This is a genomic window from Aliiruegeria sabulilitoris, assembly GCF_001558155.1.
GTDB lineage: Bacteria > Pseudomonadota > Alphaproteobacteria > Rhodobacterales > Rhodobacteraceae > Tropicimonas > Tropicimonas sabulilitoris.
Genome location: NZ_LOAS01000030.1, coordinates 33,975 through 55,634, shown reverse-complemented (window position 1 = coordinate 55,634; position 21,660 = coordinate 33,975). Strand labels below are relative to the sequence as shown.

Genomic DNA, 21,660 nt, shown 5'->3' with positions numbered 1-21,660 from the left:
CCAATCTCCATCATAGGGTGTTCTTGAAGACCTGGCCGCCCTTCATGATGAGCGCCAGACCGTCCTCTGGATTCGCCAGAGGCGAAATGTCTTCGAGCGGGTTGCCGTTGACGAGAAGAAGGTCCCCGTAGGCACCTTCCCTGATGACGCCAATCGGGCCATCCTGATAAGGGTGCCGCCGACCTGATCGTTCAAACAGTTCGGCGTTCAGAGAGGTCGCCTGGCGGAGAATGTCGACAGGCTCGTAGTACGCTGTTCGGGCAGTGAACTCCTGGCTTTGGAACGGGCCAAGATCGATCGTGCCGAGAATGTCGGTCCCGAATGCCATTTTCAGGCCAAGCGCCTTGGAGCGCTCATAACCATTGGTCGCACCGGCCTGCGCCTCAAGATATTTGGGAACGGAACTCCCGGTCATACCAGCCTGTTCTGGTCCGACGCTGAAAGACAGGAACTGGGTGGAAAAAAAGATGTCGGCTTCCTTCATCATTTGCATCGTTGTCTCGGATGCAAAGAGGCCATGCTCGATAGAGCGCACGCCGGCCTTGATGGCATTGAAGATCGCCACATCGGTGTAGGCGTGAATCGTCGCGTAGGTGCCCCAGTTTTTCGCGGCCTGAACGATGGCGAAAAGCTCTTCCGGGGTGAACTCTGTGACGTCGAGGGGATCGTGCGCACCGGTTATGGAGCCAGAGCCCATGATCTTGATTTGGGTCGCACCGTATCTGAGAATCTCGCGCGTGGCCTTCGTCACCTCAGGAACGCCGTCCGCTATGATCGTCCAACCGCGCTGATAGGCGGGATCCACCTGTTTGCCGAAATGGGGCGAATTGTAATTCATCCGGGGGTCGAAATCGCCATGGCCGGACGTCTGCGAAATGAAGAAACCGGAAGGAAGGATGCGCGGCCCCGGCACGACGCCATCGTCTATCGCCTTTTTCAACCCGAAGGACGGGCCACCCATGTCGCGCACGGTGGTGAAACCACGCATCAGCATACGCCGGGCACTTTCGGCTGCCATGGCTCCCGTATACTCGTGGGGCGAAGCGTAGATCAGGTTTTCGATGGTATCGTTCCACATGATGTGGACATGCGCATCACTCATCCCCGGCGTCAGGGTGCGCCCATCGGCATCGATCACGGTGGCATCGTCGTCTGACAAGGCCTCCCCCACCTGTGCGATCATCCCGTCACGCACCAGAACGTCGAGCCCGGTCGCGAGTTGATCCGATGTGCCGTCAAAGATCTTCGCACCGCGAATGAGGGTAGCGGTAGATCCGGAGGCTTGCGCCAGCCCCGTCGCCGGAAGGACACAAGCAGCGGCGCTACCTTGCAGAAAGGTTCTGCGATTGAGCGTGAGCATTGGGCTGACACCTCGAGGCTTCGGTTTTGTCTGACAGTGTTAGCGGTTGCTCACGAAAGGTTTAACATTTTGAAGGCCCGAATCTTTCGCTCAATGAGCTAAGATCTTTCGCTATAGGCAAGGTTAGTACATTTGATTGGCGATGAGTTTCATGGATAAAAGCGCCGGGGTTATCCCATCTCCATGCGCGGGCGAGGCCTCTGGACTGCGCAAGATCTCGACCATGCGTCAGCAGAGCCGCGGCTTGCCGGTTCGCGAAGGCGGCATTGTCTTTCTGGGGAAGAAGCCCCCGGCTATGCACGCTTTCAAACTCGCTGGTCGAAACACTGTAATCACGCGCATGCACGTGCCACAGGCGTATTCCGCCTACAACGTTCCGGATCCGGAGTGGATCACGCTGCACATTCCCCTTTCGTGGGACGGAAGCTATGTGTTTGACGGTCGAGAGGCCCGTGCGGGCGAAGCCTTTCTGACGAACAATCCGAACGGCTACACGACAAGGGGCGAAAATCGCGACGCCCTCACGTTAGGGCCGAAACGCGATGCGCTCGAAGCTGCAATGCGCTCAATGTTTGGCCATTGTGCCGACTCCTTCGACTTCAGGGCGTCAGTTCATCGACCAAGCCCTATGCTAATGCGCGCCATTGCGACACAAATCGATGCGGCGATAGAAGCGGAAACGTCTCAAGAAGCGCGTCAGGAATTGCACTTCATGCATGAAGTGGCCGAGCGAGACTTCCTGGATGTGTTGGCTCTGGAGTTCAGAACGGCGTTGAGAACAAACTCGAAATACAATGGTTTGCGACGTCATGCGGTCGATGTTGTTGCCGAGGCGCGGCAACTCACACTTGCGCACTCGGCCTCCGTGCCGAGCCTGTCGGAAATCTGTGCGGCCACCAGGGTCGGCCAGACACGTCTCTTCGAGTGTTTCCAGGAAGTGCATGGGCTCGCACCCTACAAATGCCTGATGTCGTTCAGGCTGTGTGCCGCCCACGAGAGACTGACGGACAAGGACAACCCGCCACATTCGGTTAAGCAGGTGGCAATGGATGCGGGTTTCACGAAGGCTGGGCGTTTCGCGCAATGTTTTTTCGAGCAGTTCGGTGAGCGCCCCTCCGAGGTTTTGGGACGTACCCGCGCAGAACGGATGTTGAACTGATGTCTCCCGCCACCACAGTCATTTGTGACGGCCTTGTATGGCCTGAAAGCCCGCGTTGGCGCGCAGGACAACTCTGGATCACAGAGGCTTTTGCCCATGACTCCGGGGTTCGGGCGTTCTCATCGGATGGCACGCGAACGCTCAGTATCCCGGTTTCTGGTGGCCCTGCCGGAATGGATTTTCTATCCGACGGGACCGCAGTCCTTGCCGCCGCATTCGACCGCAAGATCCTCATGCGTCGCCCCGGTGAGTCCGAGTTCTCGACCTTCCTCGATCTCGACGGAATCGCGACCTATCCCAATGAACTGATTGTTGGGCCCGACGACCGCATCTATATCTCCGACAGCGGGTTTCAGGTCGGCGCAGAGCCCTACGTTTCCGGGCGGCTCATTGTTGCAGAGACCGACGGGAATGCGCGAGTTGTCTCGGACAACCTGCCTTTCCCAAACGGCCTGACCATCTCGCCTGACGGTCGCATCCTGACGGTCGGCGAATCATTCGCCGGTCGTCTGTCACGATACCAAATCGGAGCAAATGGTGCGCTGTCGGACCATCATGTCCTTGTCGCCTTCGACGATCTCGGCGTGGTTGAAGATCTCGAAAAAACCTTTACCCGCAAATCCGCTCCAGACGGAATTTGTCTGGACGCTGCTGGCAACGTCTGGGTTGCGAACCCGCTCGAGGCCAAGGTCGTGTGCATATCTCCCGATGGAAAACCTATCGCTGAAGTGGTCCTTTCCCAAGGTGGAATTGCATGCATGCTCGGCGGTGAAGACGGCAGAACACTCTATGTTTGCACCGGTGATCCTGTTGCTATGACAGAGAAAAAAGGTCGAATAGAGAAGGAAGAGGTCGATGTCCCCAGCGCCGGATATCCAAGATCCGACATCTTCGTCTAACAACTGTGTTTCTCAGATCGCCGTAGTAGCCCAAATCTGACGCGCCTCGCAAAAGCGTTTGCGATTGTGACGGGCTCCGGACGACGGCTGGGACTCGACATTGTGCTGCTTGCATGCCTTGGGCAGCGGATCCGTGCATGACCAAAAGGGTGGGTTGTGATTGTTCGCTACAAGCAGCTTGGTTCATCAAGCGTCGCAGCAATTGTTGCAGGCCGGCGATGTCGTGTTTGCCAAACATCGCATCAGTGTCGTCGGCAATGAGAGCCAAGCCTATGGAAACTACGGCCTGTTCGCCAGTAATCTGACCGAGTTCTGGGATCCTTTGCCCGGCAGTCATCGCTTGGGGCGATGAGTTGGGCGGCGATCAACGTTGTACTGGCGACCGGACCGATACCGGGAATGAGTTGGAGGATTTAGGCGGTGGCGGCCAATTCGGGACGTAAAGCGATGACGGCTTCAAGCGGGCTTTTGGGTTCGGCGGCCTGTTGATCCAGTAGGTCCTTGGCGTCCCCTGCCTTCGTCATACCACTCGTGAGATCGTGCTCGCCAGGCTGATTTGGGTGTGGCGCCAGCCCGACCCTGGATCCGGCACGTTTGAACAAGCGGAACCAGCCGTTGCAGGCCAGCCAATTCCCGTCGGTGCGCCGCTGTTGCAAGGCCCGCCGGTTCTGTCGTCGCCGGGAGCATCGCGTCGCCGTTCGCCAGTTCTCGAACTCAAATTTGGAACGGCCCGCGCGACGTGGGGCCCACCTTCATGCCGATCTTCCTCAGCAATCCGCGCAGATACATCGCCTGAGTGATCATGCCTTGTTGTACGGCCTTGCGGACACCAGGCAGCATTCACAACTCCTGCGCCGGAACCGGCTTGCGGTGCACGCGCAGTAATCAATCAGGATGCGGGAGCCGGGAAATCCCTTCCGAACCCACCGTTCGGTCTCAGAGGGCGTTGCCTTCGCCGTCTCCTTTAACGGGCCGGTCACTCCTGGTTTGCCGTCATTTCCTTGTCCGTGTTCTCATCCTGAACGTGGATCAAGGCGCGGGCGAATTGGGTAAACAGCAACACGAAGACTCCCACGCCGACAAAGATGTATACGACGGTGAAAATCTTACCAAGGTCGGTCTCCGGCGACAGATCCCCGGGGCCGACGGTCGATACCGTGGTGGCACTGAAATAGAGCGCATCCGTCCAACTCCACCCTTCAACGCCGCGGTAGAACACGGTGCCCGACAGAAGTATCAATATCGCAAGCGCCAATCCGGCCCGAAAATCGGGAACGCTCCAGGAGCGAACAATTGCCTTCAGAAGACGAAGCAGGTTCAGACCAAGCGCCATCATGAATTGGAACCTCCCGGTAAGCCAAGGGCATTGCAGTACAACATGGGTGCACGGTTTCTCGGGCGCAGGCAATGGGAGGTATTTCAACGAGGTCACAGGGACATCGCTGTCGCCCGCAAGCGTGCCTCCATCGCAAACGCGCTGTGCAGGTCACGCCAAACATGGACCTCACAGATCACCTGAGCAACACAGTTGCTGGCGACATTCACCCGCCGGTGGGAATGGGAACAGAAGACGACGGCGCAACGGCCCTTCTGACAACCCACCTCCGAGTCACCTTGCGTCAGTCAGAACTCCGCAACCCGCCTCCTGTCAACGGCGGTGCAAGATCCTGCCATGGGGCGGAGTAAAAGTTGGCCAGTCTGGGCGCGACTGGCGCGTTGGCTAACGTGCTCCCCATATAGCTAACGGTTACCAAGGCGCCTTGGTCCGCGAGGACCAATCCGAGCGTGGTTCAGGAGTTCTGCCGGGCCCTGCTCTGAGCAAGTCGATCAAACCGTCGGCATTTCGCAGCAGATCGTGCCCCTTCACTTAGACCGAAAGGCGCTAATCAGCGATTTGCTAAGCTTCCATGTGGTGAATGCCACCGGTCAATTGAAATTTGCCTCCAGCAGTGCCCCGGAGGGACCGGTTCTGTGGCTGGACCATGATCTGGTCGCGAACCAGTTATCGTGACTGACGGTTGGACGGCTTTCATGCAACCTTAGCAGAAATGTGTTCGCTGAGCCTGTTGCATCCTTTCCAACTGGTCACTTTCGAGGCGCGACAGGTTGAAGACGGATTGACGATGTCGCCCGGACCGGCAGATTGCGGCAAAGCAGTTCGCCAGTGTTTCCATTCCTTCAGACCGCACCATTGCCCAGAACGGTTTGCTCCAGCCATATGCCGCAGCCGGAACGAAGGACCGGAACGGGCCGTTCGCGACGGTGTGTTGTTGCTCGCTCATAGACCAATACGCCCTCTTGGGCTCTGTCGCTTTCGGCCCCTTCCGGTCATTCGTCCGTGCGACGGCGAACGGCCGGAACGAGCACGGAGAAACAAGATTTCACTCACCAGGAACGTTTTCCTTGTCGCCAGTCTATGCCGGCAGATTGATCGTCAGTTCCGGCGAACTCATAGTGTAGACACGCTGCGGCTGCGGGTTGCTCGTCTCAGCACGAGCGGCCTACTGTGTTTGCAACATCGGCCGGGAGAATGGGGAGCTACAAGTGTCACAGCCGAATGGGAAAGGGCCCGGCAGCCTTCTTGTCATCGCCCTGGCTATCAGCGCCTCGATTGCCCTTTGGGGGCTCCTCGATCCGACCGGGCTGGGGGAACTGGCCTCGAAAGCCGTTTCCGTGCAGTTCGACAGTCGCGGGTGGTTCATCATGCTGGAAGCGAGTGGCCTTCTGTTCGTGGCCATCTTTCTTTCTCTTTCACGCTTTGGGCATATCCGCCTGGGCCCGGATGATGCCGAGCCGGAGTTCTCAACCCCGGCCTGGATCGCGATGCTGTTCGCCGCAGGGATGGGCGTAGGGCTCTTGTTCTATGGCGCTGCCGAGCCGCTAACCCATTTCGAAACGCTGCGCCAGTTCTCGCCCGACTCGAAAGCAGCCGGAGAGGCGCTCTTCGTGACCTATCTCAACTGGGGGTTCCACGCCTGGGCCATCTACGGCATCGTCGCACTGATCATTGCATTTTTTGCCTTCCGCCGGGGCGGAAATCTCCTGTTGAGTGCGCCGCTTCTGGATGCACTGGGAACCGCACCTTGGGTGCGCGGGATGGCGTGGCTGTTCGACCTGCTCTCCATTGTCGCCATCGCCGTCGGCCTTGCCGGATCGTTGGCGATGGGGGTGTTCCAGATTCAGGCCGGGCTCGCCGGCCTGCTTGGGGTAGAGAAACCTGCGACTCTGACGCTGCCGATCTTTGTCGCCATGTGTGTTGCTTTCACCATTCCGCTGCGCCGGGACCTCGGAGACGGCATGGCCAAGCTCTCCAACGCCGCCATGCTGATTGCGATCGGACTCCTGGCCTATCTCGTGATCCTCGGGCCGACCTCCTACATCATGAATGGCATCGTCTCGGGTTTCGGGCGCTATTTGTTTCATGTCCTACCCGCCGGCTTCTCGACCGTGGAGTTTTTCGGCCCCGAGATCGTAAACTGGTTCCAGGACTGGACGCTGAACTACATGATCTGGTGGCTGGCATGGTCGCCTTTCGTGGGGATCTTCATCGCCCGCATCTCGCGCGGGCGCACGATCCGTGAGTTCCTTGCCGGTGTCATCGTCGTGCCGACCCTCTTTTCGATCCTCTGGTTCGGCGGGTTCGGTGGGCTGGGCTTCTTCGATGCCCTGCGCCAGGAGGCCGCCCTGTCGGCGATCAACCAGCAGAATCTCGACGCAACGACCTTCGCGCTGCTGGAAAAGTTTCCACTCGACATGGTGACCCGCACTGCCACCGTGGTCGCCGCATTCCTGTTCGTCGTAACAAGTGTAGTCAGTGCTGGCTTCACGCTGGCGATGATTGGCGCAGGAGGGGACGAAAACCCCTCACCGCGCCTCCGCACGATCTGGGGTGGTGTGTTGGGCGCATTGGGACTGGCGATGATCTTCGTCGGGGATATCGGGGTGGTCCGTTCGATCATCGCTCTATCCGCCATCGCTTTCGTCTTCATCGTTCCGGTACTCGTGATTTGCCTGTTCCGCTCACTTGGCAGGGAGACCCGCTCATGATGGGGGCACCGCTCGATACCGTCCTGAACCTCATCGTCTTTGCCTATATCGGCTTTCTGATCTGGCTGGCGGCGAAACCGGATCCGTGAGTTTGGGTCGTGAAATATACTTAGCGATAAATCTGCTGACTGATTGCCGGGGATCGAACTCACCGCGGCGTTCTTGAAACCCGACGCCCGAACTGCTCCCGCGAAGTTGGAGCTGTCCAGCGACATGGCGCAACGACGAAACCGGCCCGGTCCGGACCTTCGTCCATCTCACAGCAAAGATCCGATCGGGACCGCCAACCCGTCTCAGTCGTTGCGGCACTTTCTGGCAGGGCATAGTGGGGATAAGGATGTGTCGGTTGATGATATGGCGCGATCTACGTAAGTGAACAATCCGGGCAACCACTCTTCGCGTCCAGACGAGATCGCCGTTGGCGTGAGGATCTCTTTTCAGTCGTAGGTCGTCCGTTGAAATTGGTAGGCAGTTTTGGAGATCACGCACCATGACCGAGGACAAGGACAGTGGACTGGAACGGTTCAGGAAATGGTGCGAACGGTGGGACTCAACGGTCGGAGTTGTTGTCGGCCTGGTTGCGATGCCCGGGTTGATGCTTGCTGCCGCAGGTCTGTGGTTGCAGTACGATCAATTGATCGAAGCCGAGCGTGATACGGCGCGGCAGTTCCAGTTGATTGAGCGGACGGTTTCGGAGCTTTCGAGGCAGACCGCGCTGGAAGTCGGAGAGAACACAGCTGAAGCTTCCGAGAAATTTTTCGAAAAACGCGGAAATCCCGCCTACGAGGCGCTCTTCGAGGGGCTTGAGACAGCGAATCTGGGGAAGCTTACCCCGGTCGAGGTTGGCCAAGTCGAGGCGTCGTTGGCGGAGGAGTTCTCGCACTTTCAATCGACCTGGCAGGGAGTTCTGAACTGCGTCGAACCCCATTGCAAGGTATTTGATATGCTTCACGAATACCATGTCCAGGATATCTGCGCGGTGGCCACGGATGATGCCCAAAGGCTTGGAGAACTCATCCGTCGGATGCCCGATTTCGAAGACGACGATCAGGTCGTGAAGCGTGTTCGTCTCACCGTTTTAGGAGATGTCATGTGCCTGTGTCCCAGAGATTGGGCCACTTGGGGCAGCGACGCGAGCCCCTATTGCTCCGAGTGAACCATTTACGGGGGCCAACGGTCCGACCGGAAAGTCTGGGAGGCCAGCATTGCCCCATGGGCGCAGCTGACAACGATGCCCGGCCCAATCTGCAAGGGCTCCGATGGAGGCCCTTTTTATCCGGTCAGTCGTCGAAGCCTGCTGGAGCCAAGGTCCTTCAGTTCACCGCAGCGGTAAAGGTCTCAGTGAGGCGTTGGTTGAGGCCATGATGAGGTTTGGCCGATCTGCCGTAGTGCAATTCGGCAAGCGCTGCGATGTCATTGAAGATCACTTGCACGGATCCGTCATCGGCGGTGTAGACCAGCAGCTTCTGACAGAAAGCATCCAGGCCTATTGCCGGAAACTGCGCCATCGCGACCCCTCCCGGAGCGGGTCCGCCAAACAACAGCAAGGTCGCCGAGGGTAGATCGACGCCAACCGCGTCTGCCTGCGCCGTGAAGTCCACCTCGCCAAACCAGATCGTGTCACCTTGCGCCATCACGCTTTGTTTCAGCCGGTCTATGGTCGTGTCAAAACCAAAGGCTGATGTCAGTTCGATGATGCCAAAACCTTCTACAATACCCTTGGTACGCGCCGGTTCAGCGACGACGGACGCCGCCTCAAGGATCTCCGTCAAAGTCGAGTCGAAGGCCTCGCCAGTTGCGCCAAGATCAAGCCCGTGCCGGATGGCAAGGAAATCGGCATCCGTGTAGAGGACCTTTGCTTGTCCCTGTTCGGCAAACGACAAGACCCGGAACGGCAGGTCCAGCCCGGCGCGAATATCCTGCTGCAGGATCTGTGCCTCAACCTCGGGGTTCGAAAACAGTTGCACCCGCGACGGGGGCATTTCCTCTCCGGCCTCTGCCGCCAACCGGGCGTGGTCAATGTCGATGACGGGTTCATATCCCGCGAAGAGAACGGCGGCCCTGATGGCATCAAAGGAGGTATCGACGGCCGTCTGAGGCGCGTCGTCCGCTTTCACGATGGTGCTGAAGGCCAGGATTGCGGTCGCAAGCGCGGAGCTCAGATTCAGTGTGCGCATGGGAGATTCTCCTTGAAGACCGAACTCAGCCTGAACGACGCAGGCCGCGCAAGGCAAGCCCTGCGAACCCCAGTTCCGCAACAAGATAAAAGATAAGGAGCGGCCCCGGAAAGCCATCGACGATCAGGCTCAGAACGCGACCGGCGGCAAGACCTCCCATGAAGATCAGCAGGCTCCAAAGCGCTGGAACCCGCAGGGATGGGGTGAAATAGCCTGCAAGCCAGAACGCGACATTCGCGAAGTAGAGGCCCATGATCGCCCGGAAGATATGCGTGTGATTGACGCCTTCGACCGGGATGCCGAGCAGGTAAGACAGGGATTGCGAGGGCACCAACCCGTAGGACAGGGCGATGGGGACAAGGCCGATGGATGCCAGCAACAGGACAACGCGGTCAGTCATTTTCATTCCTATCGAATAACGTCGGGGTGTGCTGCGGGACAGTCCTTGGATTCTCCCCGACAGAGTCCATTTGGCTCGAAACACATATTCGAAGTGGCCGAGCGTGATAAATGCGGTGGAGGCACCCACTGGCTGCCTTCCGTATTCGGATACCTATTGCGAGATCCCGCCTTCGGTCGAGATCTGTTCTTCGACATGGGTCTGATTGGTGACCGCGGACCCACGCGGCGGGAACTCGGCAAAGGTCGCCAGATGCTGCTGAACCAGCCGTGCGGCTGGACCAAAGGCCCACATCTTGTTGCCCATCCAGCGGGTATACATGCCGGATTCCTCGGCCGCCTTCTCATATGGATCGCGCCGAAGGTTGAACAGGAGGGGCGCGTTCAGCTCTTCCTTGGCGCCAGCCCAGCCCTGGTTCTGCACCACGAAATGGGCCTTCCAGTCGTTATAACGGACGGCTTGCAGATCCGGGCCTTCGTAATAGATCAACTCCTTGCGGCTGCTATCTCCGTCCTCCCCGGTCAGGTAGGGAAGCTGGTTGTAGCCATCGAGATGCACCTGGTAGCCCTCGTATCCTGCCCGCAGTTCGGCCGGCAGATCCTCGGGCCCGCCCGCCGCCGCGACCAACGTCGGCATCCAGTCCATTCCGCTGAAGATACCGTTCAGCACTTGGCCTTCAGGGACCGTGCCGGGCCAGCGGATGATCGCGGGGACCCGGAAACCGCCTTCCCAGGTCGTGCCCTTCTCGCCATGAAACGGTGTGGTGCCGCCATCCGGCCAGGTCATCGTCTCCGGTCCGTTGTCCGAGGTAAAAACGACGATCGTGTTGTCTGCGATGCCGAGCGTCTCCAGATGGATCAGGACCTTGCCGATTGTGTCGTCCAGCTCTCGCATGATGACATCCTGAAGCCCGCGCCCGTCGCCCAGAAGGGCTTCGTATTCCGGGCTGAGATGAGTCCAGACATGGGCTCGTGCTGGCGCCATCCAGACAAAGAACGGCGTCTCGGCCTCAACCGCGCGGTCGATGAAATCGAGCGTATGGGCGGTGACCTCGACATCCAGAGTCTTCTGACGCTCGGGCGGGGCCGGACCGTCATCGACAATGCGCTGCCTGCCGACCGGGCCCCAGCGGGGGTCTTCGGTAGGGTCGTCTTCCTCGGTCGCAAAGGCATGGATGACGTTGCGGGGGCCGAATTGTTCAGCGAATTCCGGGTCCGTTGGCCAGTCGGGATCGCTGGTATATTCCATTGCGTTCAGGTGGTAGAGCCACCCCCAGTATTCATCAAAGCCTTTCACCGTCGGCAGGAACCGGTTCAGGTCACCCAGATGGTTCTTTCCGAACTGGCCCGTGGCATATCCCATCGATTTCAGCATGTTGGCAAGAGTAGGATCTTCGGGGCTCAATCCTTTCGGATCGCCGGGAAGGCCCACGGTATGCATACCGGTTCGCACAGGGAACTGGCCGGTCAGGAAGGCAGAACGTCCGGCGGTGCAGCTCGGCTCTGCGTAATAGTCGGTCAGACGTGCGCCTTCAGCAGCCAGTTGATCGAGGTTCGGCGTCTGAATGCTCTTGATGCCTCCGTGATAGCTGCCAAGGCTCGCCCAACCGACGTCATCTGCCATGATGACCAGAATATTTGGCTGATCCGAAGCCGCGCTCACCCCGCCGCCGAAAAGACCGGTGATTGTGAGGGTCGCCACAAGGGGCAAGGCAAACATCTTCATTTTTCTTGGTCACTCCCGTTTGTGCGAACGATGGCTCTTTGATGGGTAAGCTATCCCAAACGCCCGTGTAGGCAAGTGTCCGTTCTTTTGCACTGCCAGTGATGTCAAACGACGTCCAACCGGGTCCCGCTATTGACGTCCAATGGGGACCAATCTGAGGGAAAGCCAGCGGCATAGTCACTCGGGCGCGCATCGATATCCCAGGTATCCATGGTGACCAGACCTTGGTACTTCTTGCGGCGAATGTCTTCTGTCCGCCCACCTTGTCCAATGCGGCGGCGCAGAACGTTGGTTGGAAGCCTGTTCGGCGAAGGGTCTGAACGGCGGTTTGCGAACATTCGTCGGTGCCGAGCGAAGGAACGAGTTTGTGGAGTCTTTTTGCGCCGGTATCGTTTGCGAAATGCGTCCTGACTCGCTGCACGAGGTTGCCTATGTCGAACTGGAAACCACCAACCGAATGGTACCTGGAGCAGTTTTCGAAGGAAGGCGACTGGAAGCACGGGGTTGATGCTGAGATGATTGCGCGGGTTGAGGGCGCGATGTCGACTGAAGCGATCGATGCCATCTCCGAGGAGCTTAAGGCAAATGATTGTCCTGCTGACCGACAAAAACTCGGCAACCTGCTTCAGCATTGGGCCAAGATCGAGCTTTCGGAAGACAGCGTCGTAGATCCCGCCGGGCGCCTAAAGCACACCCGAAACTCTGCCAGATCGTTGGCGAAACGCATGTCTAGTTTGAAAGATCAATTGGATGCGACCTCGGGCGACGTGGCCTATCAAACGAGCCGCCATGTTCAGCACCGACTTCGTGTACACTACACAATGCACTTGTTTGACGCGCTGCGCGGCACGGTTGATGAACTGCTTCCTGCAGTGCAGGCATCGGCAGCAGAAGAACTGCCGCGAGGTCGAAGGGAAAACACTTCTCTTCACGCGTCGGTTGAGACGTTGCGGGAGATCTTTGAGTACGTCACTGAAAAGCACGCTTGGCGCACTTATGATCCGATTGAAGGCGCCGAAGTGAGTGCGTTCTCACGGTACGTCGAGTCAGCGTTCGATGCTTTGCTCGGCAACGAAGCCCCAAAGACGGATTCAGCAATCAGAACAGTCTTTGATGAACGCAAAGAAAGAGACGCAGCGTTGCCTGAGCACATGCGATCTTTCGACGACGACTGAGGGACGACCTCCAATCCACCTCGTGTGCACCAAGGAGGAAATTCTCTCTAGCTTGGTCCGAATTGCCTCCTTAGCTCATTTCCGTTCGTTCTTGGACAATTCACGCCAGTAAAACCCACTAGGCGACGAACGTGTCCAAGGAACGCAAAATCCTCGATCCGTCCAATGAGGACGACCGCCGACCCAGCGTAGGTGTCGAGCCTCTTAAGCGCATCGATGTCGTTCTGATCTCGCTCGCCCGGCTTCTCGGTCGAGCTGGGGGGACATCGGCCAATTCGGAGCGCTGCGAGTCGTCGCCCGGCCAGGAAAAAGGAGATCATTCATGAAAATGCTGAAGGTTGAGCAGGTGGCCAAAGAGCTTCAACTCTCTGTCCGGACTGTCAGGCGTTTGATCGAAGAAGGGGTGATTCCGGTTCACAGGATCGGTCGGTCGGTGCGCGTTAGTGAGGATGATCTCAAGCGTTACATCGCCTCCTGCCGCCAGGTGTAATGGCAGATCAGCGCATTATCTGTCTTCGCAAGTCACATCGGTGGGTCGGTATTATGATTACTCGCCAAATTAGAACCACGCCTTCTGTGATATAGAGTAATCATGATTCATGTCAGATGTCATCTCATGGCATCACAAGGAACCGCATGTCACAAACTACTGTATCACAATCCGACGCCAATCCCTTCGCGGATCCGACGATCCCAACCCTAGAAGAGGTACTGGATCGGATCGCCGCCGATGATCGGCTGACCAAGGCTGAGAAAACCGCCCGGACCTCGGCAATCCGCACGGCAGGCCGTGCAATCGGCCTGCCATTGTCGGCAATCCCGGCCCATCCAGCTTTCCTGCGCAAGAAGCTTGCATCGGTTGTTCCGGCACGCGTCGGGCTCAGGATCACTTCCTGGCGCAACGCGAAGAGCATTCTGAACAAGGCGCTCCGCGAACAAGGGCTTGATGTTATGCCAGGGCGTTACCTGTCGCCGATCTCGGATACATGGAAACCCTATTGGGAGGCCTTGCCACAACGGCCATTCCGGATCGCACTCAGTCGTTTCATTCGGTTTGCATCGACGCGTGGACGTGGGCCGGACGACATTGCAGAAGACGACTTTGCCGACTTTGACCGCGCGTTGATGCAGGAAAGTCTCGTTAAGGCGCCGGAAACCGTGAGCCGTGATACGCGGCGGTTCTGGAATGAAGCCGGAGATCTGGAAGTGGACTGGCCGGCCTTGCGGGTGGCGGTTCCCGATCGCCGCGACCGCTACATTGTGCCTTTGTCGGAGTTTCCACCAAGCCTGGCGGAAGAACTGAATGAATACCGCAATGCCCTCTGTGGCGACATTCTCGATATCGACAGCCCTGTCAAACCGATCCGGCCCGAAAGCGCGGACAACAAGATTGTAGCGCTGCACCGGATTGCGTCGGCGGCTGTCGCGGGTGGCATGCCGCCCTCGGACATACCGGATTTGAGGACGGTTGTTCGTCCGGACGTCGTGAAACGTGCCCTGCGATACATCCGGGAGCGAAATGGAAAGGACAAGCTCAAGTCCTTCGACACCCTTCTTGCCCATGCCCTGTCGACAGCGCGCCACTGGGTCAGGGCGCCGGAAGAAGAGATTGCCCAGCTGAACAGGATCAAGCGCGCACTCGATATCAACACCTACGAAATGAGCGAGGCGACCGGCCGGGTGCTGCGCGACCTCAACGACCCGGCATTGCTGCGCCGACTCATTCTGCTGCCGAACGAAGTGTTCGAGGAAATCGCCCGCAACAAGGATCGGAAACGCGTCGACCTCATCGAGGCGCAGGTTGCACTCGCAATCGCCATCCTGATCTGTGCGCCGATCCGCCCGAAGAACCTTGCCGCACTCCATCTTGAGCGGCACCTGTTGGAAATCGGCGCTGGCCGCAAACGTCGCCGCCACATCCGGATACCCGGCGAGGAGGTCAAGAATGGCGAGGATCTCGAGTATCCGTTGCCCAACCGCGTCGCTCACTTACTGAATGTGTACCTGGAAGAAATCCGGCCGCGCCTCGCGCGGACAGACAATCTCTACCTGTTTCCGGGAGAGATGGATGGACCCAAGGGCGCCTCACTTCTGAGCAACCAGATTGCCAATCTCACGGAATCCCGCCTCGGGGTAAGGATGACTGCGCACAAGTTCCGCGCCGTTGCTGGAAAGATCATCCTCGACCAGAATCCGACCGGTCAGGAGATTGCGCGACAGGTTCTTGGCCATCGCGATATCACGACAACGGCGACCTATTACGCACCATTGCAGCGCGATCGTGCCATCGATCTCTACGACAAGGCCATTCGTGCCACCACATCAGGCAATGGAAGGCACGACCGATGAAACCCTCTGCAACCTGGTGCCTCCATCTTCTGAATTGGCCGGAAGTTGACCGCGACGCCTGGAATGCTGCATTTGTCGGCGAGGACTGGCTGGACGACGCGGGTCCCGGATTTCACCTTAGGCCAAAAACGCGCGAGAAGTATGCCGAAGAGTATGGTCACTGGCTTGCGTGGCTTTCCGATGAGGGGCTTCTTGACCCGCAGGCCGCACCCGCAAGCCGTGTGACCCAGGAACACCTTGCGGCATATGCTACTTGGATGCGAGATCGTGTTGCACCGGTGACCGTTCGCATGCGGGTCGAAGGCCTCGGGCACGCCCTTGCTCTGATGGATCAGGCTCATTCCCCAGAGGTCTTTCGCAAGATCCTTGACCGACTGCCGAAGACGCCGAGCCGTGACAAACGCCGCCAACTGCGGGACCCTGTCGAGCTGATCGATCTTGGACACGAGTTGATGAGCCGGGCGGAGAATGGCGCGTTCGGACCACCGCGTTATAATGCGGTTGGGTATCGTGACGGCCTTATCATTGCCCTCTGTGCAAACCGGCCCTTGCGCCGGTCCAACCTCGCCGCCCTTCGGATCGGCGTTCATCTGCGGAACGTTGCCGGTGTCTTGCGGATCGTCATACCGAGTGAGGAAACGAAGACCCGCGTGCCAATCGATATGAGCTGGCCGGAGCCACTGCTGCCGGCTCTCGATCGCTACGCAGATCATTGGCGGCCGACTCTGCTCGGGCCTCACCGCGACCCTGGAATGCTCTGGATCTCCCGTTGGGGTGGCGGGGCGCTCTCCGCCCATACACTGGCCTGCAATATCAGGCGTCATACCGAAGAGGCCTTCGGCGTCGCCATCAGCCCGCACCGTTTCCGCGACGCGGCTGCAACCATGTTGGCGATCCGGGATCCGAAGAACGTTCGGGCCGCCGCTGCCGTGCTCGGCCACGGCTCCTATGAAACAACCCAGAAACATTACAATCTCGCCCGGCAACTCGACGCCGTTCGCCTGCTGAACGACAGCGTCGACGCCATTCTGTGCGACAAGGAGGTTCAATGAGCAAATCTGACACGCAACGGGCAGCTATCTATTCGCGGTACTCCTCCGATCTGTCGAGCGACGCTTCGATCGAGGATCAGGTTCGACGCTGCCGGGCGTATGCGGAGGCCAAGGGTTGGGTGGTTTCCGGCGAGTTTGAGGATCGGGCGATTAGCGGCGCGTCTGTTCTGAGACCTGGTTACCAGGATCTGCTTCAGACGGTGCAAACGGGCAAGGTCGACGTCATCCTTACCGAAGCACTCGACCGTCTTTCGCGTGACCAGGAAGATATTGCGGGTCTTTTCAAACGCGCCCGGTTCCTCGGTGTGCGGCTGGAGACAGTCTCGGAGGGCGAAATTGGCGAACTTCACATCGGCCTCAAGGGGACGATGAACGCGCTGTATCTGAAGGACCTGGCGGACAAGACCCGTCGCGGGCTTGAGGGCCGGATCAGAGCGCGCAAGAGCGCCGGTGGCCTTTGCTACGGCTACGCGGTCGTCCCGGGCGAGGAGAGAGGCGATCGCGAGATCGTTCCGGCCGAGGCGGCCACCATCCGTCGAATCTTCGAGGCCTTTACCGCTGGAAAGTCCCCCAAGGCTATCGCACGGGATCTGAATACAGACGGCATCCCGGGGCCCCGCGGTCGCATGTGGCGCGACACGGCCATTCGAGGCCATCGCCAACGTGGCACGGGCATTCTCAACAACGAGCTCTATGTCGGTCGCCTAGTCTGGAACCGGCTCCGTTATGTTAAAGACCCTGCAACTGGCAAGCGCGTCTCTCGCATCAATCCGCAAGACGAATGGATCGTTGAAGATGCGTCTCACCTCCGCATTGTAGACGATGGCGTATGGGATCGGGTCAAGGAACGTCAGGCTGCGATTGATGCGACCCCAGCGGTCCAGGGAATTAAGAAGAGCCGTTTCTGGGAGCATCGTCGACCGGGACATCTCCTCACTGGGCTTCTCCATTGTGGCACCTGCGGTGGCGTGTTTGCTTCTGCTGGTCGTGATTACCTCGCCTGTTCCAATGCGCGAAAGCTGGGAACCTGCGACCAACGAAAGGGCATACGGCGCCAAGTCCTGGAGGGCTTTGTCCTCAATCTGCTTCGCGAACGGTTGATGCAGCCGCAAGCCGTGGAAGCTTTCATTCAGGCGTATCACAGCGAGGTCAACTCTGGCCGTGATGCAGAAGAAGCTAAGCGTGCGGAACTGGTCAGACAGCACAAACTCGTCAGCGACAAGCTTGACGGTCTCTACGATGCGATCGCGGATGGGCTTCGTACACCGGGTTTGATGGCGAAGCTGGAGGCCCTGGAGGCTGATAAGGCCGAACTGGAAGCACGAGTATCGGTACCGCCTCCGTCCCCTGTACGGCTGCATCCGAACCTTTCCGCAATCTACCGGCAAAAGGTCGAACGACTCGGCAAGTCCATCCAGGACCCCGGCATTCGCGACGAAGCCCTCGCGCTTCTTCGCCAACTGATCACGCAGGTTCGGATCATTCACGCGGCCTCCGGATGGGAGGTCCAGCTAGATGGCGATATCGAAGCACTTGTGGTTTTGGGGGCCACCACCGAAACTCGCGATGGCCATGGCAGGACCAAGGCATCGCTGAGTTCGGTAAAAGTGGTTGCGGGGGCTCGCAACCAGCGTTGCCGAACTCAATTGGCGTGCCGTCTTCATCCCACTCATAGACTGACATGATCGTCGAAAGCGGACATTGGAATCTACGTTGCGACGGACGGGAGAGAACCGCCATCTAAGGCCATTCCGCATCCGCAACATCTAACAGAAAGGGCGGTTTGCCGACCTTTTCGGCGACTGCGCGCTTGGCCGCTTGTGTAGACGCATGCAGACATCCAGATTTCAACGTATCGTCACTCAAGGCCGATTTGTGCTCGAAAGATCGATGGTTAGCCAGTCCACTTGCTTGTTATCCACTCTGTACTGAATGGACGCGCTTTTCACTTGCAAGGGTTTCAACACTGGTCGCGGTCGCTGGCGCAATGACAGCTTGTTCGGCCGATGGGACGGGCGCTCGTTGGCGGATTCGCCATGCAGCAAAGATGCTGAAGCCGAAGAGAAGCGAGAACATCGCCCAGTCCATGAGCGCATCTCCGAACAGGACAGAAATCACGGCCACCAGGACCGGCCCAATGACTCCCCCAAAGGTATAGACAAACAACAGGGTGATGGCCGTAGACGGCACGTATACCGGATCTGTCCGGTCCATCGCATGGGCCATCAGGATCGCGTAGAGCGGCAGTAGCGTCCCCCCCAGCACAATCGAGATGCCGGTCGCAGCAAGCCGCACACCTATCCCTGGCTCTCCCTGCAAGGCAGACCCGTCCCCGGTAACAAAAAGTGCGATCAACAGCAGGGCTGCCGAAGCTACCAACGAGATGGCAACGATCAGGATCCGACGATCCATGTGATCAGAAATGAGCCCGAGCGGGTACTGGAACAGAATCCGACCCGCATAGGCCATGGCAATGCTGACAGTGATGGTCGTGGAACTGATCCCGACAGTGGAGGCCTGGAAAGGCAGTATCGAAAGGAAGACGGTTACGACGATACCCGTGACCAGAGTGCCAACGAAGGCTGTCGGTGAATAGCGGAACACTGGCAGCAAGCGGACGGTGGCATGGCCTTTCACCGCTGGCTGTTTCACATTCGTCAGCGCAAGCACGACAATGGCGAAGCAGAATGTTGCAGACATCAGCACGAAACCGGCGGCGAGATCCTCAGCGACAAAGGCAACAAGGGCTTGCGAGGCGACAGACGCGCCCCCCAGTACAGTCGAATAGACAGCAAGGATTCGCCCCCGGGATTCGGCCGGTGCGGAGTCGTTGATCCAAGCTTCTCCAACCGAGTAGAGTCCTGCGGTCGCCATCCCGATCACAAAACGGGCGACCACCCAGCTGGCCGCGCTATCGGTGCGGGACATCAACAGGGCGAACATCGCGCAGAGCGCCGCAGCGGCGGCAAATGCGCGGACATAGCCGACATTTGCCAACGGCTTGTAGGTGTAGAAACATCCCAACAGGAAACCGAGCGAGTAGCTGGCAGCTACCAGCGAAGCCAGTTCCGCCGATCCGCCCACTGCGGCAATCCGGAGTGCCACCAGGGTTCCAAGCGCCGCTGTCGCGAGGTGGATCGACCCCATGGACAGGAGCAATGCCTGCAACGAATAGGATTTGCTTTCCAAAACGCTGTTCCTTCCGTCTTGCATCAGAAAGCCTGCCCCACCCGGAGGTAGGCCGTGGCTTCACCGGCGTCGTTCAGGGTTCCGTCGATGCCAAGGTCGATCGGGAATTTCCGGGTCAGCCGATATCTCAGCCCCACCCCACCAGCGAAGCGAACCGATCTCTCTTCCTCCTGAAACCGCTCGTTCCATATTCGACCAGCGCCTCCGAAGACCTCGTAGCCGAACCGTTCGCCCATTCGCCCGCGCCACGATCCCTGCACGGAAACCAACTGGTCACCGATATTTTCGGTGATGGAAAACCCGCGGAAACCGTCGGTTCCCCCGAGCGAGCATGACTCGAAATAGGGTGATTTGTCGGAGGCAGAGCAGGCTGTGAAGCGGCCTGCCAGAACAGAATTTGCGCGAACGGGCGCAAAGGCGTCCAACTTCAGGATTGCCCTGAGATAATCGCGCGAGGTCGAGAGAACGTCGTGGTGATAGATCTCGAAGGACAGGTTCCGGCCCACCGTCGGATAGAAGTTGTCGTCGCGTGTATCGTAATCGACCAGCACACCAACGCTCGCAATTTCCATATTGGCATCTTCGGCAATCTTGCCAGGCAGAACTCGCTCACCGTCGGGCCTAACCGTGGTATCCAGGTATCGAAATCCCAGCCCAATGGAGAAGTTGGGGGTGATCCCATATCCCAGCTTCAGGAGACCAAGCGTCCCGTCCTGACGCAGTGGGACGGGATTTCTGAAAGCATCGAGGTCATAGTAGGCCTCAACCTTTCCGAGAAAGACCGTCGCCTTCCACCGGTTGGACGCAAAGGCAAGGTCTGCGGCCACGCCGCCACCGAGGCTTCCATTCGACGTCTTGAAGGCTCCACCGGCGATGAACGACGATTTCGACTCCTCGTCGGCCTTGAACAGATAGCCAAGCGCAAGGAGCAACCCGGTGCCGAAATTGGGGTCGTTGGACGGGATCGGAAGCGCAAGGAAGGAACCGTTCCGGAATCCCAGGCGCTCCGCGCTCTCGTCCGTGAGCGGCACTTCGTAGGCTTGCCTTTCTCCTTGCATTGACTGTGCCAGTGACACATGCGGTTGCCAGACTGCAGCAATCGCCGCCGCCACCTGGCTCCACAGCTTCCCGGAAAGGAACGGTTGCCGAGAACCGGCCTGGCAAGGTCGGATTCGGGACGCGCGCCCCGATGCGCAACTCGAGCGATGAAGGTCACTCATTCGATCACGACAACGAAGTACTGGCCGTCGACCTCCTGATAGTAGGTCCCCCCGCATTTGTGCAGCTGCACGCCTTCGACAATGACGGTCGAACACTCGCTCGACAGGGTCGCGACGGAATTGCCTGTCCGACGGATCTTGCGAAATTCTGTCCGACGCTTGACCCCGGCAACGCTTCCCGGTGTGAGTGGACGCCCGATTTCGGCTTCCGCGGTCGAAATCGCACGGTTTCCGGACCATTGCGACGGCAGCGGATCAAGGGCGACCCCCAGGGCAAAGGTGGATGCGACAACAATCAGGCGGGTCGGCGGAGACATCAGCATGGCGAAACGATCCTTCGATTGGGCGCGGAACAATGACTTCAGGCCTCGGGAGGACGGGGCGACGATGCAGCTGGAAGGGACCCCTTCCCCGCGGCAAGGCCGGTGTCATCATGGTTTCACGTCATCAAACGGGTTGATTGTCTCGCGGAAGATCCGCCAGGACCCGTCTGGCTGGCGCCGGAAGATCGTCAGGAAGTTTCCCTCGCGGGCGAGGTCTGTTCCTTGAAGGTTCAAGACCATAGAGTAGCTGCCCCGCGACCAGGCCCAATCCCCCATAATGATCTCCTCGTCGGAACGGATCTCGAAATCGGATGCGTCGATTGCCACGAACGCCTTGCGGGCGATTTCCGCCAACCGGTCCTTGTCGCGTGGCGGCCGTTCCAACGGCACCTGGATGCCGTCCTCGTCCCAGAGCGCAAGCCAGCCTTCGGCGTCGCCGGCCATGCGGGTGTCTTCGTACCTGTCCCAGATTTCCAGTATCTCGGCCCGGTCCGACGCTTCATCGGCGAAGGCAGGCGACGAGAGCACCATGCTTAGAACCATAGCGGAACACGCGAGTATTCCCGTTTTCATGTCCATACCCTT

The 21,660-nt window shown here is 58.8% G+C and carries 22 protein-coding genes; 12 read left to right on the top strand and 10 right to left on the bottom strand.

The annotated features are described in order from the left end of the window. Positions 1-10: 10 nt before the first annotated feature. Positions 11-1,138, bottom strand: a complete 1,128-nt coding sequence (locus tag AX756_RS20970; protein WP_163886824.1) for a metal-dependent hydrolase family protein — start codon at positions 1,136-1,138, stop codon at positions 11-13. Positions 1,139-1,511: 373 nt separating this feature from the next. Between AX756_RS20970 and AX756_RS20965 the strand changes: the two genes are divergently transcribed. From AX756_RS20965 to AX756_RS25795, 3 genes are all read left to right on the top strand, one after another. Continuing rightward, entirely contained in the window at positions 1,512-2,519 is a 1,008-nt protein-coding gene (locus AX756_RS20965) for an AraC family transcriptional regulator (protein ID WP_163886826.1), read from the top strand. Next, complete coding sequence (locus AX756_RS20960) at positions 2,519-3,418, top strand: SMP-30/gluconolactonase/LRE family protein (RefSeq protein WP_082739241.1); 900 nt, start codon at positions 2,519-2,521, stop codon at positions 3,416-3,418. The genes AX756_RS20965 and AX756_RS20960 overlap by 1 nt, the downstream gene beginning before the upstream one ends. Before the next feature lie 160 nt (positions 3,419-3,578). Beyond that, positions 3,579-3,770 carry a hypothetical protein gene (locus AX756_RS25795; protein ID WP_156461599.1) on the top strand — a complete coding sequence of 64 codons (192 nt, stop codon included), beginning with the start codon at positions 3,579-3,581 and terminating at the stop codon, positions 3,768-3,770. A 362-nt stretch (positions 3,771-4,132) separates the two neighbouring features. On the opposite strand, the gene AX756_RS26675 is transcribed toward AX756_RS25795, so the two are convergent. Both AX756_RS26675 and AX756_RS20955 read right to left on the bottom strand, forming a co-directional pair. Further along, on the bottom strand, positions 4,133-4,258 hold the full coding sequence (locus AX756_RS26675; protein WP_269432972.1) for a hypothetical protein: 126 nt from the start codon (positions 4,256-4,258) through the stop codon (positions 4,133-4,135). 136 nt (positions 4,259-4,394) lie between these two features. Next, on the bottom strand, positions 4,395-4,754 hold the full coding sequence (locus AX756_RS20955; protein WP_068316662.1) for a potassium channel family protein: 360 nt from the start codon (positions 4,752-4,754) through the stop codon (positions 4,395-4,397). Positions 4,755-5,195: 441 nt separating this feature from the next. On the opposite strand from AX756_RS20955, the gene AX756_RS26895 reads away from it, so the two are divergent. The 3 genes from AX756_RS26895 to AX756_RS20945 all read left to right on the top strand — a co-directional run bounded on the left by AX756_RS26895 (position 5,196) and on the right by AX756_RS20945 (position 8,621). After that, positions 5,196-5,429, top strand: coding sequence for an enoyl ACP reductase FabMG family protein (locus AX756_RS26895; protein WP_438938418.1), 234 nt, complete (start codon positions 5,196-5,198; stop codon positions 5,427-5,429). 533 nt (positions 5,430-5,962) lie between these two features. Then, entirely contained in the window at positions 5,963-7,465 is a 1,503-nt protein-coding gene (locus AX756_RS20950) for a BCCT family transporter (protein WP_068316660.1), read from the top strand. 490 nt (positions 7,466-7,955) lie between these two features. Further along, complete coding sequence (locus AX756_RS20945) at positions 7,956-8,621, top strand: hypothetical protein (RefSeq protein WP_068316657.1); 666 nt, start codon at positions 7,956-7,958, stop codon at positions 8,619-8,621. A gap of 157 nt (positions 8,622-8,778) precedes the next feature. On the opposite strand, the gene AX756_RS20940 is transcribed toward AX756_RS20945, so the two are convergent. From AX756_RS20940 to AX756_RS20930, 3 genes are all read right to left on the bottom strand, one after another. Continuing rightward, positions 8,779-9,759 carry a DUF302 domain-containing protein gene (locus tag AX756_RS20940; RefSeq protein WP_231701127.1) on the bottom strand — a complete coding sequence of 327 codons (981 nt, stop codon included), beginning with the start codon at positions 9,757-9,759 and terminating at the stop codon, positions 8,779-8,781. Then, a complete protein-coding gene (locus AX756_RS20935) occupies positions 9,668-10,042 on the bottom strand; it encodes a DUF4345 domain-containing protein (RefSeq protein WP_197431103.1) in 375 nt (124 codons plus the stop codon). The genes AX756_RS20940 and AX756_RS20935 overlap by 92 nt, the downstream gene beginning before the upstream one ends. A 153-nt stretch (positions 10,043-10,195) precedes the next feature. Continuing rightward, on the bottom strand, positions 10,196-11,761 hold the full coding sequence (locus tag AX756_RS20930; RefSeq protein WP_068316700.1) for an arylsulfatase: 1,566 nt from the start codon (positions 11,759-11,761) through the stop codon (positions 10,196-10,198). A gap of 437 nt (positions 11,762-12,198) precedes the next feature. Here AX756_RS20930 and AX756_RS20925 point away from each other — a divergent pair, with 437 nt between their 5' ends. The 6 genes from AX756_RS20925 to AX756_RS20910 all read left to right on the top strand — a co-directional run bounded on the left by AX756_RS20925 (position 12,199) and on the right by AX756_RS20910 (position 18,028). After that, positions 12,199-12,942 carry a hypothetical protein gene (locus AX756_RS20925; protein WP_068316647.1) on the top strand — a complete coding sequence of 248 codons (744 nt, stop codon included), beginning with the start codon at positions 12,199-12,201 and terminating at the stop codon, positions 12,940-12,942. Positions 12,943-13,073: 131 nt separating this feature from the next. Beyond that, entirely contained in the window at positions 13,074-13,268 is a 195-nt protein-coding gene (locus AX756_RS25790; protein WP_156461598.1) for a hypothetical protein, read from the top strand. Beyond that, the gene (locus AX756_RS25215) at positions 13,265-13,432 is read left to right on the top strand and encodes a helix-turn-helix domain-containing protein (RefSeq protein WP_082739240.1); all 168 of its coding nucleotides are present in this window, start codon (positions 13,265-13,267) and stop codon (positions 13,430-13,432) included. The genes AX756_RS25790 and AX756_RS25215 overlap by 4 nt, the downstream gene beginning before the upstream one ends. Positions 13,433-13,578: 146 nt before the next feature. Continuing rightward, positions 13,579-15,291, top strand: coding sequence for a site-specific integrase (locus AX756_RS20920; protein ID WP_068316643.1), 1,713 nt, complete (start codon positions 13,579-13,581; stop codon positions 15,289-15,291). After that, on the top strand, positions 15,288-16,343 hold the full coding sequence (locus AX756_RS20915) for a tyrosine-type recombinase/integrase (RefSeq protein WP_068316639.1): 1,056 nt from the start codon (positions 15,288-15,290) through the stop codon (positions 16,341-16,343). The genes AX756_RS20920 and AX756_RS20915 overlap by 4 nt, the downstream gene beginning before the upstream one ends. Further along, positions 16,340-18,028 carry a recombinase family protein gene (locus AX756_RS20910; RefSeq protein ID WP_082739238.1) on the top strand — a complete coding sequence of 563 codons (1,689 nt, stop codon included), beginning with the start codon at positions 16,340-16,342 and terminating at the stop codon, positions 18,026-18,028. Before AX756_RS20915 ends, AX756_RS20910 begins: the two co-directional genes overlap by 4 nt. Positions 18,029-18,257: 229 nt before the next feature. On the opposite strand, the gene AX756_RS20905 is transcribed toward AX756_RS20910, so the two are convergent. The 4 genes from AX756_RS20905 to AX756_RS20890 all read right to left on the bottom strand — a co-directional run bounded on the left by AX756_RS20905 (position 18,258) and on the right by AX756_RS20890 (position 21,648). Further along, on the bottom strand, positions 18,258-19,490 hold the full coding sequence (locus AX756_RS20905; protein ID WP_231701129.1) for an MFS transporter: 1,233 nt from the start codon (positions 19,488-19,490) through the stop codon (positions 18,258-18,260). Positions 19,491-19,555: 65 nt separating this feature from the next. Beyond that, positions 19,556-20,590: a BamA/TamA family outer membrane protein gene (locus AX756_RS20900; protein WP_170844665.1), complete on the bottom strand. Its 1,035-nt coding sequence runs from the start codon at positions 20,588-20,590 to the stop codon at positions 19,556-19,558. Positions 20,591-20,748: 158 nt separating this feature from the next. After that, positions 20,749-21,075, bottom strand: coding sequence for a DUF6515 family protein (locus tag AX756_RS26145; protein WP_170844666.1), 327 nt, complete (start codon positions 21,073-21,075; stop codon positions 20,749-20,751). Between the two features lie 108 nt (positions 21,076-21,183). Beyond that, the gene (locus AX756_RS20890; protein WP_170844667.1) at positions 21,184-21,648 is read right to left on the bottom strand and encodes a YybH family protein; all 465 of its coding nucleotides are present in this window, start codon (positions 21,646-21,648) and stop codon (positions 21,184-21,186) included. Positions 21,649-21,660: the final 12 nt, after the last annotated feature.